At 33.6% G+C, this 15,404-nt stretch carries 12 protein-coding genes; 4 read left to right on the top strand and 8 right to left on the bottom strand.

Annotated elements, in window-relative coordinates; all coding sequences use genetic code 11:
* Window positions 1-78: 78 nt before the first annotated feature.
* Window positions 79-3,318 (bottom strand): T9SS type B sorting domain-containing protein, encoded by a 3,240-nt coding sequence (locus tag JJL45_RS09915; RefSeq protein WP_068604241.1) that lies wholly within the window; start codon window positions 3,316-3,318, stop codon window positions 79-81.
* Window positions 3,319-3,996: 678 nt separating this feature from the next.
* Between JJL45_RS09915 and JJL45_RS09920 the strand changes: the two genes are divergently transcribed.
* The 4 genes from JJL45_RS09920 to JJL45_RS09935 all read left to right on the top strand — a co-directional run bounded on the left by JJL45_RS09920 (window position 3,997) and on the right by JJL45_RS09935 (window position 9,252).
* The gene (locus JJL45_RS09920) at window positions 3,997-4,596 is read left to right on the top strand and encodes an MCP four helix bundle domain-containing protein (protein ID WP_068604239.1); all 600 of its coding nucleotides are present in this window, start codon (window positions 3,997-3,999) and stop codon (window positions 4,594-4,596) included.
* 175 nt (window positions 4,597-4,771) lie between these two features.
* Window positions 4,772-5,161: a hypothetical protein gene (locus tag JJL45_RS09925; RefSeq protein ID WP_068604237.1), complete on the top strand. Its 390-nt coding sequence runs from the start codon at window positions 4,772-4,774 to the stop codon at window positions 5,159-5,161.
* 255 nt (window positions 5,162-5,416) lie between these two features.
* Entirely contained in the window at window positions 5,417-8,521 is a 3,105-nt protein-coding gene (locus JJL45_RS09930) for a glycoside hydrolase family 2 TIM barrel-domain containing protein (protein ID WP_202664125.1), read from the top strand.
* A gap of 308 nt (window positions 8,522-8,829) precedes the next feature.
* Window positions 8,830-9,252: a hypothetical protein gene (locus tag JJL45_RS09935; protein WP_068604233.1), complete on the top strand. Its 423-nt coding sequence runs from the start codon at window positions 8,830-8,832 to the stop codon at window positions 9,250-9,252.
* A 119-nt stretch (window positions 9,253-9,371) separates the two neighbouring features.
* Here JJL45_RS09935 and JJL45_RS09940 read toward each other — a convergent pair whose 3' ends face one another.
* The 7 genes from JJL45_RS09940 to tsaD form a co-directional block, all read right to left on the bottom strand.
* Complete coding sequence (locus tag JJL45_RS09940; RefSeq protein ID WP_068604230.1) at window positions 9,372-10,550, bottom strand: class I SAM-dependent methyltransferase; 1,179 nt, start codon at window positions 10,548-10,550, stop codon at window positions 9,372-9,374.
* An 8-nt stretch (window positions 10,551-10,558) separates the two neighbouring features.
* Window positions 10,559-11,647, bottom strand: a complete 1,089-nt coding sequence (locus tag JJL45_RS09945; protein ID WP_067147927.1) for an AI-2E family transporter — start codon at window positions 11,645-11,647, stop codon at window positions 10,559-10,561.
* A gap of 117 nt (window positions 11,648-11,764) precedes the next feature.
* Window positions 11,765-12,265 (bottom strand): TrmH family RNA methyltransferase, encoded by a 501-nt coding sequence (locus JJL45_RS09950; protein WP_068604227.1) that lies wholly within the window; start codon window positions 12,263-12,265, stop codon window positions 11,765-11,767.
* A gap of 9 nt (window positions 12,266-12,274) precedes the next feature.
* Entirely contained in the window at window positions 12,275-12,916 is a 642-nt protein-coding gene (locus tag JJL45_RS09955; RefSeq protein WP_068604225.1) for a DUF4159 domain-containing protein, read from the bottom strand.
* A gap of 6 nt (window positions 12,917-12,922) precedes the next feature.
* Entirely contained in the window at window positions 12,923-13,627 is a 705-nt protein-coding gene (locus JJL45_RS09960; RefSeq protein ID WP_068604223.1) for a 16S rRNA (uracil(1498)-N(3))-methyltransferase, read from the bottom strand.
* A 1-nt stretch (window position 13,628) separates the two neighbouring features.
* Window positions 13,629-14,264, bottom strand: coding sequence for a peptidylprolyl isomerase (locus tag JJL45_RS09965; RefSeq protein WP_068604222.1), 636 nt, complete (start codon window positions 14,262-14,264; stop codon window positions 13,629-13,631).
* A gap of 47 nt (window positions 14,265-14,311) precedes the next feature.
* Entirely contained in the window at window positions 14,312-15,334 is a 1,023-nt protein-coding gene (gene tsaD, locus JJL45_RS09970) for a tRNA (adenosine(37)-N6)-threonylcarbamoyltransferase complex transferase subunit TsaD (protein ID WP_068604220.1), read from the bottom strand.
* Window positions 15,335-15,404 lie beyond the last annotated feature (70 nt).

Consider the following 15,404-nt stretch of genomic DNA (forward strand, 5'->3'; position numbering starts at 1 on the left):
TACCTTCAAAGCAAGTTATGTGTTTTTATTTTCGTATTTAAAATTGTAGTTATTTCTACATCTTGACTTCAAAAAAATCTATCTTTTTAAAGTAAAATGTCCAGAAAATGATTTGCTATTACCTAAATTAACTCTAAACCAATAATCATTTGAAGGCATTGCTTTACCCTTGTAAATTCCATCCCACCCTAGATCATTTGAAGATAATCTCGTTAGTAACATTCCAAATCTATTAAAAATAAATACTTCAGAATTAGGTGAATTACGAATGCCTTTGATATGCCAAAAATCATTATAACCATCATTGTTTGGGGTGAAAAACTTTGGGTAATCAATTATTGAAACCTCTTGAAAGTCTTCTCCACAACCTGCTTTATCCTTAATAAATACGGAGTATATGCCACCTTGAAGATTTGGAAAATAATTACTTTCTTGATAGGTACTTCCGTCTATTGAGTATTCAAGGTTACCGTCTCCAGAAGTAATAATTTCAATATAATTATTACCTAGTTCTCCAAAATTTACTTTTTGAATTTTTGGTAATTCAGAACGGACAAGATTAAAGTTAAATGTGTTATCACACGTTATACCTTTGTTGATTTGGGTAACTACTACGGAGTAGCTTCCTTCTTCTGATATTTCGGCTTTATAAGTGTGCGAAATAACCTTGTTTTCTTCATTTAGCCATTTATAAGAATTGTAACCAGAATGGGTCTCTAATGATATTGAGGGGGTTAAATTACAAATAACATATTCATCTTTTAAATTAATTTCAGGTAATTGATTTATTATTAAGTCAAAAGATGTTTCGGAAAAACAAATTGGATTTGAGGCATATTCTACTTTGACATGGATTGTTTGAGCAAATGGTACTGTGTTTTGGAGTGTTATAGGTAGTGGGCTAGGAAGAGGAGTGTTATTATCATCATAATATTGAATGATTAATCCACTTTGGTTGCCGATTAATTGTTCTTCTACTAAGGATGTGTCAAATTGACCATATCCACTTCCTAGGTTACAGGTATATAAGTTATCAGGTTTATTAATGTTTGGTTGGGTAACCGTTTGTAATTGAATTTTAGTTTCTGAGAAACAACCTGAATTGTTGTTGGTAATTCTAGCGGTTATTGTTTCATTGAATTGAATGGAGTTAACGTATGGATTTGGTAAAGGATTTGGTAATTTATTGCCATTTTGGTTGTAATAATCAACAGTCATTCCTGTTTGCCCGTTTAGAATTAAACTTTCAATATTAGAAGTATCAAAGTACTCCGAAATGCCATCATTATTATCATCACAACTTTGTAAAGTCAGTACTTGGGGGACCTTTGGTAAAGGGGTTACAATTAATTCAAAAGTGGTTGTAATGGAACAATTAGTTGTTGTATTTGTTACTAAAGCAGTAATAGTTTCTTGGTTTGGCGTTTTATTTGAAATTAAAAGAGGAAGCGGCTTGGGTAGTTGCTCACCATTTTCATAAAAAAAATGTATTTCCATTCCTGATTGTCCATTTAAAATAAGGTCTTTAATACCTCCAGTGTTAAATTCTGTGATCCCATCAAAATCATCATCACAAGCATACATATTACTAACTTGATTGATTTCTGGTATTGAAGAGACAATTAAGTCGAAACTTGTTTCACTGTAGCAACAAGGCTCGTCAGAATGAGCGACTCTTACTTTTATAGTTTCTCTTTGGGCAATTGTATTTGTGAAGGGGTTAGGTAAGGTTTCATATTCATTTCCACTACCATCAATAAATATTACCGTCTTATTTAATTGTCCTCCTAATACTTGATTTGATATAGCTGATGTGTCAAAATTTGAAGAAATACCTGAGTTTAATTTGTCTTCACACTCTTGTAGATTATCAATTCCATAGGCTTTAGGAGGTTCACGAACATCTATTGTTTTAGTGAGAGTTACTACATTATTGTTTAAAGCAGTAACTGTTGCCTTAATAGTGTAAATCCCATCTTCAGAGAAATCATGGAAGGGGCTTAAATCTGTTGAGGTATTATTAACTCCAGAGTTTGGGTCTCCAAAATCCCAATGTATTGATGAAATATTATTTTTATTTTCTACTCTAAATTCTTTTAAGAACTCAGAACAATTGTTCGAAATATTCATTTCGAAGTTATTGGATGTATGTTTTGGTCTTCCTGTTATATTAATGAGATAATTAATATCCGAATTGGTAATTTCTTTATATTCCTGTACTGGAGGGCAGCCTGAAGATTCTGATCGTAGCCATGATGTATCGTTATTGCTTGTCCCTCCAGCAATAAATATTAACCCAGAACTACTAGTACTAGGCACGTTATACACTTCTACAAGAATTTTATCCACATCTGCAGGAACTACAATGGGTTCTCCAAAGTATATTTCAAATATTCTTGCAACATTAGGACCTGATCCGAAATATGGAATATTAATAATTTGACTACTTCCAATAAGATCTGTTTTACTATAGCTTTGGGGAAAGTTATCGTCAATTTTATAAATATTGAATTGAATTTTGGCATCCCAGGAACCTGCATTTGCAATACCAACCTGACCTTTATCTATTATAAACTCTTCATTCTTGGATATTCCAAAATCATCTAGTATAAATCTTCTAGCGTATTTTAGGCCACCCCAGCTACAGCTATATTGATTTACTTTAACGGCTTCACTACACGAGGTATGCGTTAGTAAAACGGGAAAACCTAAACCTTCATCTGATAATATTTCCCCTGAAACTTTTATAAAGAAATTAGCAGATTCATGTACTGAGTTTGAAAGGTTATTATCATTAGCACATCCTAAATAATAGGATAAATCATTACCATTTTCAGTACCCGCAATGTGAATTATTGATTGTAAAGGTTTGTTTATATCATAGGAAACATAAACTTCTACAGCGATATGTTGGACATCCCCAGGAATGACAATTGGCTTATCAAATTGTAAATTTAATATTTCTGGGTTTTCACCAATTTCAGGAATAACCATGACTTGACTACTACCAATATAATTACTTTTGTTAAGTCTCCTATTTGAATCGGCACTATAGATATTAAACTGAAGATGTTCACCTCCCAAAGTATTATAAAAAGCTACTTTACCAGAGTTAATTGAAAACCGATTATTAGATTGGATACCAAATTCTGAAAGATCAAAAAATTGATAAAAATGTTTTGGTGATTCACATGAAAACATACCCGTTTGAATTGGTACATTACCTACATTATGGGTTAATGTAATCTGCGCATAGGAATTTATAAATCCAAAAATAGTGATAATAATGAGAAATTTAATCTGGAACTTTTTTTTCATTTTAAGAAACTGTAGATGGTGTGTTCAGCAAGTATGAACGGTTGTTTAGTTGGTCTAAATTTGTTGAATGATGGTTTGGGTTCCAAATTACAATTATTAATTAGAAAAAATCTAAAACTCGGTACAAGAAAAATATTAATAGAACTTCACTAATAATGGATATGTTGCTTGTTGATGAGTTATCTGGTATACAGTTGGTTAGATTTTGTTTTATAGTTGTAAAAAGCTGGTTTTACAATCTTGTATGAGATATGACTATGGGTTTACAACAATTTTGCTAATCCTGTAACCAATCAAACTGGTTAGCAGGCAAGAACTTCTGTAGATATTGAAATAGTAAAGTAGGTAGGCAAAATAAAGTATGTAGACTGTCTAGGAAATGGAGTTCTATATTGTATTGAACCTGCTAAAATATCTCAATATTATAGGGAAGCAAAGTTCCATCTAATAAAATCGGAATGAATTGACTTGCTGCACAGTTTTTTTTAAAACTAGGAGGGGGCTTTAATTGTTTAGATTTTAACCTATCTCCTGTTTTAGTACGATGCATTTTGTCTAACAAGTATCACTCAAATAGAAAATCATTGTAGAATTTTGTATGTTAGCGTCTGCTAAATATAAGGTATTAAAGGTGATATGTTATGTTTTTAGCGACTCCACCATAAAAACTAGAAACTAATGACATTATTTAATAAACTTAAATGGGTACTAGGCATCTTAATCGTATTTGTACTTATCATTACCACAAACTTAATTGATAGGAATAACTTTGTTAGAGTAAGAGATGCGGTATCTACCATTTATGAAGACAGAATCATTGCAAATGATTTAATATTTGATATGCAGAAGCTGGTTTATGAAAAGGAATTAGCGGTTACTTTATCTGATTCGGTGTTTTTACATACTGAAAGTCCTAAATATAACGCCGATTTACAGGCTTTAATTTCTCGGTTTGAACAAACAAAACTAACTCCTGAAGAGGCCAGAGTGTTTGAAGATTTAAAAACTAATCTTGAAGTACTTTATAATTACGACGTAAAGACTTTACAATCGACCTTGAATTATGAATCGAAAATTGCTCCTAAGTTTGCAAAGGTGAAGGCCAACCTTGATGATTTATCAAAAATCCAACTACGAGAAGGGCGCAGACAAAAGGCTATAAGTAAAAAAGCCATTGATACTGTTGAATTATTTACAGATATTGAAATTTATATATTGGTTGTTCTAGCCATTATTGTTCAAGTAATTGTGATGTATAACCCGAAGGAGAAAGCGTAGGGTTTTAAAGGGCTTGAATCACTATTTTACTTAAAAATGTGTTCTACCTTAGTTCTAAAAATGAAATTGTTTAAATGCGTTACAGGTTAAGTGGTGAAAGTATTATATGTTTGATATTCAAAAGTTGGCAACAACCTAAAAACCTAACCTTAAAATAAATAACAAGTAAAATATAATGTCTGATTTTATACTAAAATTTTGGCCTGAAAAAGAAACTAATTCTGACCAAACAACTGAACTGAAAAAAGAGTTAACTGTATCTCAAATAATTGGAGAAGAAACTGAGTTTTGGGGAAAACCTGCATATAAAGCCGGAAAAATGTTGAATAATTTTTTAGAGCCGAAACTGGAAAGAAATAATCCTTATTTTGAAACTATAGCAATTACTATCGAAGAAAAAAATTATGGAGTAATTGAAGGAACTGAAGATTTTGAATATATTGACAGAATGAATGTTATTTCTATAAAAGGTGGAGAAGGAGGTTTTAATAAATGGAATGAAATGTGTGAAAAACTTGAAGAAATTACAGGAAATAAATATCAAGGAGGCTGGGAATTATTGTAAACTGAAATAAAAAAGGCAGTTGCCAACAAGGTGTATAATTAATGGCTAATTCGAGCTTGCTTACGAATATTCCTGTGGAATATTCTATTCGGTTTGTATTTGTTAAATTCCGTGCTAAATCACGCCACAAATCATACACGAGACCGTTAGCATCAAGCAAAATGCATCGATGAAAATTCATTTAATAAGAATTTTTTATAGAATTTAGTTTAAATAGTATCTTCATCCATTATTAATTCAAAGATTATTGACATTATGAAATCGATTTATATAGCGGTTATTATTGCAATTTGTTTCAGCCCATTATTGCAGGCTCAGCAGGCTCTTGATTGGGAAAATCCAGAAACATTTGGTATTAATAAAGAAGAGGCACATGCATATTTTATTTCCTACAATAATGCAGTATCAGCTATCGAAGACAGTTTAAAAACACCGTACTACCAATCTCTCAATGGTGAGTGGTCATTTAACTGGAGTAAAAATGCCGATGAAAGAAACTTGGAGTTTTTTAAAAATGAGTTTGATTTAAGGGATTGGAAAACTATTACTGTTCCTTCCAACTGGCAAATGAATGGATACGGCTTTCCGCACTATGCTAACATCACTTATCCCTTCCCTTTGAACAAACCCTTTGTACCACATGACTACAACCCTGTAGGTCAATACAAGAAGTCTTTAGAAATACCTATTGATTGGAAAAATAAGGAAGTATTCATCCATTTTGGAGCAGTAAAATCTGCCTTTTATCTGTGGGTAAATGGTGAGAAAGTAGGCTACAGCCAAGGCAGCAAATTGCCCGCTGAATTCAATATCACCAGATATCTTAAGGCAGGCATCAACGACGTAAGTATAGAGGTTTACCAGTATACAGATGCTAGTTATCTCGAAGATATAGATTTCTGGAGGTTGGCAGGAATCGAAAGAGATGTCTTTCTACATGCCCGACCAAAATTTATGATCCAAGACTTCTTTGCAAAATCAACCTTAGATGCCAGCTACAAAAATGGTGAATTAGACGTGTCAGTTTCACTCAAGAATAATTCTCAAACAGAGGGTATAAAGAAGGTCGAAATTAAACTTTTGGATGGAGAGCAGGTAATTCATAATTCTATCAAAGAAAGTCCGATAGCCGCCAGATCAACATCTACAATAAACTTCCAACATAGTATTCCAAATGTAAAAGCATGGTCAGCCGAAAAACCAAACCTATATACATTGCTTATTTCCTTGTACAATAACAAGGATGAGCTTCAAGAATGCACCTCTCATCAAATCGGTTTTAGAACTGTTGAATTGAAAGAGGGCCAATTACTCGTCAATGGGCAAGCGATATTGCTTAAAGGTGTTAATCGCCACGAACATGATCCAAAATTAGGACATGTTACGACTAAAGAAATGATGCTTAAAGATATTAAATTGATGAAGGAATTCAACATCAATGCTGTTCGTACTTCTCACTACCCCAATGACCCATATTGGTATAAACTCTGTAACCAGTACGGACTTTATGTTATAGATGAAGCTAATATTGAATCGCACGGTTATGGCTGGATTGTTAACCAAGTTTCCAGAGATCCTAGTTTTCACGATGCAATGGTAGATCGCATCCAAAGACTTTTCTATAGAGATAAAAATCATCCATCTATAATTACTTGGTCAATGGGTAATGAAGCCGGTACTGGCTTACCGTTTATAGATGCATATAATTGGCTCAAGAAAATGGATGATACAAGAGTGGTTTCCTATGATCGTGCTGAAGTTGATCCCGAATTTGATCACATTAGACATACCGACATCATTGGTTATATGTATGCACCGATTGAAGAAGTTAAGCTGAGTCACTTGCCAAATAATCCAAACCGACCCTTTATCTGGGTAGAGTATGCACATTCAATGGGAAATAGTACAGGAAACCTCAAAGAATTATGGGACTTCGTCAGGTCAGAACCGAGAGTCCAAGGTGGTTTCATTTGGGATTGGGTAGACCAAGGAATAACAAAGACAGACGAAAATGGAGTTGAATATTGGGGTTATGGTGGTGATTTTGAACCTGAGGGCGTAAGAAATGATGGTGCTTTTTGCTTAAATGGTATTGTCTTTCCAGATAGATCAATCCAACCTGCTCTTTGGGAGGTAAAAAAACAGTACCAAAACATACATATATCAGCCAACAATTGGAACGAATGGTCTTTTGACATCTATAATGAGAACTTCTTTACCAATTTATCTGCCTTTGATTTATCTTGGGAGATACTAGAAAATGGACAAAGCATCAAGCAAGGGACAACTGAGCTTAGCTGTAGTCCCCAAGAAACTACCACCTTAGTCTTGCAAGAGTCAATGCCAAAGCTTAAACCTGGGTCAGAATACTTCATCAATTTCTATATAAACACATTAGCACAGGAGGGCGTCCTTAAAAAGGGGCATATGGTAGCTTCAGAGCAATTGTTAATTCCTAACGCAGCCTCAATAGAAAATCCTGTTGTCAAGTCTTCAGACATTAGCGTAAAAGATACCGAAGATTACATCGTCTTGAGCTGCGAAAACAATATTAAGATCACTTTTGACAAAAAGAAGGGGCAACTAATATCCTTAGAACATAAAAAACAAAATTGGCTTAAAACTCCGCTTACACTCAACACTTGGAGAGCACCAATAGATAATGATTTGGGAGCTGGTTTAGAAAAGAGTTGCGAAATATGGAAAGATGTAGAAACTAAACTGGAAACAAAATCTGTTTCTTGGCAAGAAATGGAGGGTGGTCAAGTATCCATTAGTGTCCTTAAAAACAATCCTAAAATGACCAACTTCCATATCAATTACACAATACATGGTAGCGGCAAAATCATGGTTAAATATGTATTCGAACGTGTAAGCTCCGTACCCTTTTTACCCAGAATGGGAATGAATCTCCAAATTTTGAGGGAGTTTGATCAAGTCAAATATTACGGTAGAGGACCGCATGAAAACTATCCGGATAGAAACACCTCAGCATTTATCGGAATATATGAGTCGCCAGTGGGTGACTTTTACACCCCATACATCCGACCCCAAGAAAATGGTTACAGAACAGACACCCGCTGGATGGAAGTTAGAAATGCAGAAAACCAAGGTTTGAAGTTTTACAGCAAGAGCAATCTCGGGTTCAATATCAATCATTTTACGAACGAAGATTTCGAACCGAGTACCCTAAATAAGCATACAATAGATATTAAAGACCAAAACCATACCAACATTAACATTGATTATCGTCAAATGGGCGTTGGTGGTGATACTAGTTGGGGAACAGTCCCATATCAACCATATCTTATTATCCCTGAGCCAATGAAGTTTACTTTTGTGATTGAGCCAATATTTTAGTTATCTTATACACAAATCATCTGTTTTTTCAACACGATGAGCTGCCAAAATCGATAATTTCAAGTGTTATTTATTAAGGAATGGTACTTTGAAATGCCAAGGCGCTAACAATAAATATACGCAAGTTAGGGAAATAGGGTAATTTAGCTTTTATACATTATACTCAAAACAGTAATGGTTTGTCAACTAATATCTTCATAATCCCAACCTCCGCATATTCAAGCCGTTAACCGTAAGAAAACTCACTTAATTAGGAACAAAATATTACTCCACCTTTAAAAAAAATCATCTATAAATGAACTTGAATTATGAGAAATGGAATTTATAAAACACTCTTAATATCGATATTTTTTTTAGCTTTTATCTCTTGTAGTAATGATGACGATAGTAACCATAAACAAAGCCTAAACGGAAATTATAACGGAACTTTTACGGTTGAATATTTAAACGGCGATACGTTCTCAAATTCTGTAACGGTAAGGTTTAGCGAAGGGAATAATTATCAAAGTAGTGGAAATAAAGATTATTTTCCTGCTGGAGGAAGTGGAACTTATAAAAAAAGTAATTCAACAATAGAGTTTTTTGACATTAATTTTTGGACTACAAATTTTGACTGGCATCTAATTTTAGGAGGCGAATATGAATATTCAATAAAGGGAAATGAATTAATCCTATCTAAAAGTAAATCTGATTTTGGAATCTACAAATATGAACTCACTAAAGGAAAATAATTGTTGCAAACAATAGCTATAATTCAACGCATGTTTTCAATCTTTCGGCTGCAGCGTAAAGAATCTTGCAGATGTTTCAGCAACGAAATTATAAACGGAATAGTTTAATTTTCATCATTTCAGACCTTAGAACAAACTAAAACAAGCTTGTCATTATCAAAATTAGAAGTGAAAAACAAATATCTATCACCACCATCTTTAATTTTAAACTTTTTACGAATTTGCTGAACGCTTTCAGGAAAGTTTCGTGTTGTAATATTAGCTTTAGTGTTGGCCAAGTGTTTTAGCGCTTTTTTGTTGTATGGGATGCAATCATCAATTTTAAAACGTCTTCCTGGAAAATCGATTAAAGCTTCATTCGTATATAAATGGGCATTAGGATGAAGTTTGTCTAATTGCAATTTTTCAGAAATACTTTGAAAGGCTCCTGATTTTAAAATAGAACTATTAGGTTCGTAAAGATAGGTTAGTGGGTCACTATAAGTCGCATGGGCTGTTTTTTCTTCATTTAAATAAAAGGAAAAGCTTTCGGTTTCATGCTTTTTAATATTAACCGTTTTAATGGCGATATCCTCCTTAAAACCTGCTTCTAATATCCATAAAAGCTCTTTTACTTCGTTGTTAACCGAAACTACGATAATGTTTTTAACGTGCTTTAATTCACTTATCCCCACCGAAAAATCTAATAGAGGCGAGGTTTTAATGAGAATGTTTTTGCTGTGCTTAAAAAGCAGGTTTAAATGTTCCGGAACATTTGGTAAACAATCGTTTAAAAAAAAGACCTTGCCCTTGCTGTCGTGACGGCGGGACGGATCGATGTAAATCCAGTCAAATGTTTTATCAGTCCCTTTTAAGTATTCTAAGCCATCACCAGCAAAAGTCTGGCAGTTTTTTACACCTAGGGCTTTAAAATTATTAGAAACAATGTCAGAGAGTTTTGGGTTGATGTCACAGTGTATAACTTCTTCAAAGCGTTTAGAGAAATAGTAGCAATCTACCCCAAAACCACCTGTTAAATCAATAATTCGTGCTCCAGAAATGAGCTCCGATTTATATTTCGCAGTGACCTCCGAAGAGGTTTGCTCAATGTTTAACTTGTTCGGATAGTAAATGTTTTCAGTATTAAACCAAGTTGGAAGTTTGTTTTTACAACGGTTTTTGGCTTCAATCTGCTTTATAACGTCCTGAGGCGGTATATAATCAAAAGGCAGGCCTTTAAGTAAAAGCGAAGTGATATTGGTGTTTAAATTTTCAGCAATGAAATTCTGAATTTCAGTATTTAAAATCTTGCTATTCAATGTGAAAATTAAATGTTTTCGGTGAATTTTTTAACGATTCGGTTTTCAGATAAATACTCTTTTAAAATAACTTTAATAGAGGTATAAGCTGGAATGGCGATAATTAAACCAATAACGCCAAATAAAATTCCAGTCACTAAAATGATTAAGAAAATTTCAAGTGGATGCGATTTAACACTTTTTGAAAATATAATAGGCTGACTCACAAAATTATCGATAAGCTGACCAATCATGAATACAATAAATACCCAAAAGGTTTTAGGTAAAATGTAAGCTATAAATTCTTGACCAATATTGCTTGTCATCGTTAGTGTCATCATTAAAATAACACTAATAAATGGTCCAACATAAGGTATTAAATTGAGTAAAGCACATAAAAAGGCAATGACAATAGGGTTCTGTATACCAATTACTAAAAGACCAGTCATGTAAATGATAAACAGAATGGAAATCTGACAAATAAGTCCGACAAAGTATCGAGACAATAAGTTTTTAATTTTTAAGAAAGAATTTCTAAACTGATTTTCGCTATGTTCTGGCACAAAAATAAGCAAGGTATTTTCTAATAAAGTGCGGTCTTTTAAGAAGAAAAAGGCGATAAATAGTACTGAAAACACGCCTATACTAAAGCTCCCTAAGCCACTTACTATGGAGTTTAATACTTCTGGAATAAAAGAAAAGTCCAGTTTATCAAGGAATTTTATACCATCGAAAGGTTCGCTTAAGTCGTTTTCACTTAAATTAAAATTTAATATAAAAGCATCATAGCTATATTTAATATTGGATTCAAGTTTATGAATGTCTAAAAGAGAAAGGTTATGCCCTTGTTCTAAAACCAGAGGAACAAATAGGCCTCCAAGTCCAATCATAACACCCAATAGCAGAAAAATCGTAATTATAACGGCTATGTTTTTTTCAACTTTAAGGTTTTTCTCTAAAAATTGTACAAGAGGTCTGCAAATTAAAGAGGTTACCGCGGCAATAGTAATATAGGCTATAACCGAACGAACTTGATAAAGAAAAAATAAGATTAAAGCAATGCTAGAAATGGTGAGAACTGCTCTTACAATGCCGCTAGAAATGATTTTTGGATTCAAATTAAATAGTTTGAAATAAGTAAGTAAAACTAATCAATTAAAATAAGAATAAAAAATACCTTTATTCCTGAATTCTGTTACTTGGGATGCTGTAAAATAATCGAATCGAACTCAGGTTTAAACTAATTGTTTTGTTGCTTCATATAGGGCAATGTTAGTAGCCTGAACAACATTCATACTGCTATTTTGTCCGAACATATCGATATGAATAACATCGTTTGAAGCTTTTAAAACGGCTTCAGATACGCCAAAATTTTCATCACCAATAACAAAAGCCATAGGTTTTTCTGCTGAAAATTTAAATTGGTGAATGGGCTTGCTATCCTTTGTGATTTCAATAGAAATTATTTGATAGTTGTCTTTTTTTAACCTTTCAATTACCTCTGAAGTGTCTTCCAAAATTTCATAAGGCACCACTTTTTCTGTTGCTCTAGAGGTTTTGGCCATTTTCCTTCCTAAAGTTATGTTCTGCCCGCATAAAATTATTTTTTCAACACCAAAGGCATCAGCGATACGAAATAAGCTTCCAATATTAGGCGTATTCGTTACATGATCGCAAACCAATGTAATAGGAAATTGACGTTTTTTAAAATGGGTATTATAATGATTTAACTGCATGACATGGTTTTAGTGGTCAAAAACATACTTGATGATGTTAGCGCCCATTTTAAGCGCCTTTTCACGTACTTCTAAAGGATCGTTATGCACTTCTTCATCTTCCCAACCATCACCTAAATCACTTTCATAAGTAAACAGTAAAATTAGTCTGTCGTCTTGAAATAGACCAAAGGCTTGCGGCCGCTGCCCATCGTGTTCATGAATTTTAGGTAAGCCGTTTGGGAATTTATAAGGCGCTAGAAAAATCTCGTGATTCAATGGGATTTCAATCAAATCTTTATCCGGAAACACTTTTTTTAATTCTTTGGTAATGTATGGTTGCATACCATAATTATCATCAATATGTAAAAAGCCACCCGAAAGCAGATAGTTTCTTAAGTTTTCGGCGTCTGCTTCATCAAAAAACACATTACCGTGCCCAGTCATGTGCAAAAACGGGTATTGAAAAATATCTAAACTTCCAGTTTCTACAGTTTGGGGTTTTGGGTTTATTTTAGTGTGAATCTGTTGGTTACAAAACGCAATAAGGTTTGGTAATGCAGTGGGGTTGCCATACCAATCGCCACCACCTTTATATTTTAAAACAGCTATATCCTGAGCTAAAAGTCCGAGTGAAAACAATGAAAAACTAATAAAAAAAAGAATCCTCATGTATACTTATTCGTTTATAAAAGCCACAGAATGACAAGCTATTATAGCTGCTGTTTCTGTACGTAACCGTGTTTCTCCCAAAGTTACTGGAATAAATTTGTTTTTAAGAGCTAAGTCGATTTCTTTAGGCGAAAAATCACCTTCAGGACCAATTAAAATAGTAACATCCTTATTGGGTATTAGTTTTTGTTTTAAGGATTTTTTATCACTATCCTCGCAGTGTGCAATAAAAAGATCTCCCGAAAACGAGCCATTTATAAAATCTTTAAATAGAATAGGTTCGTTTAAGGTAGGCATATAACAGCTTAATGACTGCTTCATAGCCGATTGTAAAATGCGTTCAAAGCGGTCGTTTTTAACCACTTTACGTTCACTATGATCGCAAATAATAGGGGTGATGCTTTCGATACCTATTTCGGTGGCCTTTTCTAAAAACCATTCGTAGCGATCGTTCATTTTTGTAGGCGCTACAGCCAAATGCAAATTAAAATCTCGCTTTTTTTGTTGGGTTTTAGAAATAATATTGGCCATACATTTATTAATGTTGGGCATAGTAATCTCAGCAATAAACAGCCAACCTTTACCATTAGTAATGTGTAAAGTATCGCCACTGGTTTTACGCAACACTTTTACAATGTGTTTGCTTTCCGTTTTATCAAAGGATATTTGGGCGGTTTGGTCGTTTATTTCTGGATTATAGAAAAGTTGCATTTTACTTTTTTTCAGTAATTTTTAATACTTGTAATTCTGAAATTTCCTTAGGTTCATGGGTTTTTAAAACCACATAATAACGATTGGTTTCAGGTAAATCTATAGTAAACAAGTCATTTAAAGCATAGCTGTTATTCGTTAAGCTATTTTCTAAAGCAGTATCTAGTTTTCCTTTTGTAAACCAACCTGTGTCACCACCTTTTTCGGCACCTGCATCCATCGAGTAGCGTTTAGCCAGAAAATCAAAGGGCGCACCATCTTTATAATTAGCCATGATTTGAGATCTAAGCGCATTCAAATCTGTCATATTATATTTATTACCATCTAAATAAATGTAGGATACACGGTTGTAAGTGTTCGTAGTTTTATTAACGACTTTATAATAGGTTTTCTCAAATTCACGATCTAAAACTTCAGTGCTGCCTACATTTTTCTTAAAAAGGGATTTGGCTAATACCGTTTGGTGTTTCTCTTCATTAAAAGTAATTAATTTATTTTTAGTTGATTTATTCGATTTTATAAAAGCATCGGCTTGTTCTGGATTTTCAATGTCTTTCAATTCCTTTTCAACCGAAGGCTGTGCATGCAGGGTTACTACACTAACAAATATTAGTGTGGTAAGTAGTTTTTTAATCATGTAAATGGGTTTTGGGGCAAGGTTAGTATTTCGTTTTGAATATGTTTTTAAATTTTTAATCGGGCCGATGCCACAACATCTTGTTTGGCAAAATTGCCCTCTAGATATTTTAAATAGCCAACAATTGCAATCATAGCACCATTGTCTGTGGTGAATTCAAATTTAGGGACGTAGGTGGTCCAACCAAATTTTTGTTCGCCGTCCTTTAAAGCTTGTCGAATACCCGAATTTGCTGAAACACCACCACCAATGGCAATGTGTTTAATTCCAGTTTCTTTAGAGGCTAATTTTAATTTGTCTATTAAAATTCCAATAATGGTGTATTGGATGGAGGCACAAATATCATTTAGGTTTTCTTCAATAAAATTCGGGTTTTCCTTAACTTCTCGTTGTATAAAATACAGAATGGCTGTTTTTAACCCCGAAAAACTAAAGTTTAATCCGTCTACTTTTGGTTTCGAGAATTTAAAAGCTTTAGGATTTCCTAATTTTGCACGCTTGTCTATTTCTGGACCTGCCGGATAACCTAGTCCTAGAATCTTACCGCTTTTATCAAAAGCTTCACCAACGGCATCATCAATAGTTTCACCAATAACGGTCATGTTAAAATAATTTTCAACCTTAACAATTTGGGTGTGCCCTCCAGAAATGGTCATCGCTAAAAACGGAAATGGTGGTTTGTTAAAACCTTCTTCATCAATAAAATGCGCTAAAATATGGCCTTGCATGTGGTTCACATCAATAAGCGGAATGTTTAGACCATAAGCCAAAGATTTCGCAAAAGAAGTGCCTACCAATAAACTACCCATCAGTCCAGGGCCTTTTGTAAAAGCAATAGCATGTAACTGCTCTTTAGTAATGTTAGCTTTTTTAAGTGCTTGATGTATTACAGGAACTATGTTTTGTTGATGGGCACGAGAGGCTAATTCTGGCACCACGCCACCGTACTCTTCATGTATTTTTTGGCTAGAAACAACATTACTTAAAATTTTACCGTTAACCAATACAGAAGCCGCCGTATCATCGCAAGACGACTCAATTCCTAGTATATATATATTTTCTGAAGACATTAATTTATATTAGGCATAATAATTACTAATTTTACAGCGAATAAGCGTTTTATTCACATGCACAAAACTA

It is taken from the genome of Tamlana sp. s12 (assembly GCF_016767215.1).
Classification (GTDB): Bacteria; Bacteroidota; Bacteroidia; order Flavobacteriales; family Flavobacteriaceae; genus Pseudotamlana; species Pseudotamlana agarivorans.

What these genes read in the sequence shown, in the direction of transcription:
- JJL45_RS09920 (WP_068604239.1), top strand. Translation starts at nt 3,997, where the DNA reads ATGACATTATTTAATAAACTTAAATGGGTACTAGGCATCTTAATCGTA.
- JJL45_RS09935 (WP_068604233.1), top strand. Translation starts at nt 8,830, where the DNA reads ATGAGAAATGGAATTTATAAAACACTCTTAATATCGATATTTTTTTTA.
- JJL45_RS09960 (WP_068604223.1), bottom strand. Translation starts at nt 13,627, where the DNA reads ATGCAACTTTTCTATAATCCAGAAATAAACGACCAAACCGCCCAAATA.
- JJL45_RS09965 (WP_068604222.1), bottom strand. Translation starts at nt 14,264, where the DNA reads ATGATTAAAAAACTACTTACCACACTAATATTTGTTAGTGTAGTAACC.
- tsaD (WP_068604220.1), bottom strand. Translation starts at nt 15,334, where the DNA reads ATGTCTTCAGAAAATATATATATACTAGGAATTGAGTCGTCTTGCGAT.
- JJL45_RS09955 (WP_068604225.1), bottom strand. Translation starts at nt 12,916, where the DNA reads ATGAGGATTCTTTTTTTTATTAGTTTTTCATTGTTTTCACTCGGACTT.
- JJL45_RS09950 (WP_068604227.1), bottom strand. Translation starts at nt 12,265, where the DNA reads ATGCAGTTAAATCATTATAATACCCATTTTAAAAAACGTCAATTTCCT.
- JJL45_RS09925 (WP_068604237.1), top strand. Translation starts at nt 4,772, where the DNA reads ATGTCTGATTTTATACTAAAATTTTGGCCTGAAAAAGAAACTAATTCT.
- JJL45_RS09915 (WP_068604241.1), bottom strand. Translation starts at nt 3,318, where the DNA reads ATGAAAAAAAAGTTCCAGATTAAATTTCTCATTATTATCACTATTTTT.
- JJL45_RS09930 (WP_202664125.1), top strand. Translation starts at nt 5,417, where the DNA reads ATGAAATCGATTTATATAGCGGTTATTATTGCAATTTGTTTCAGCCCA.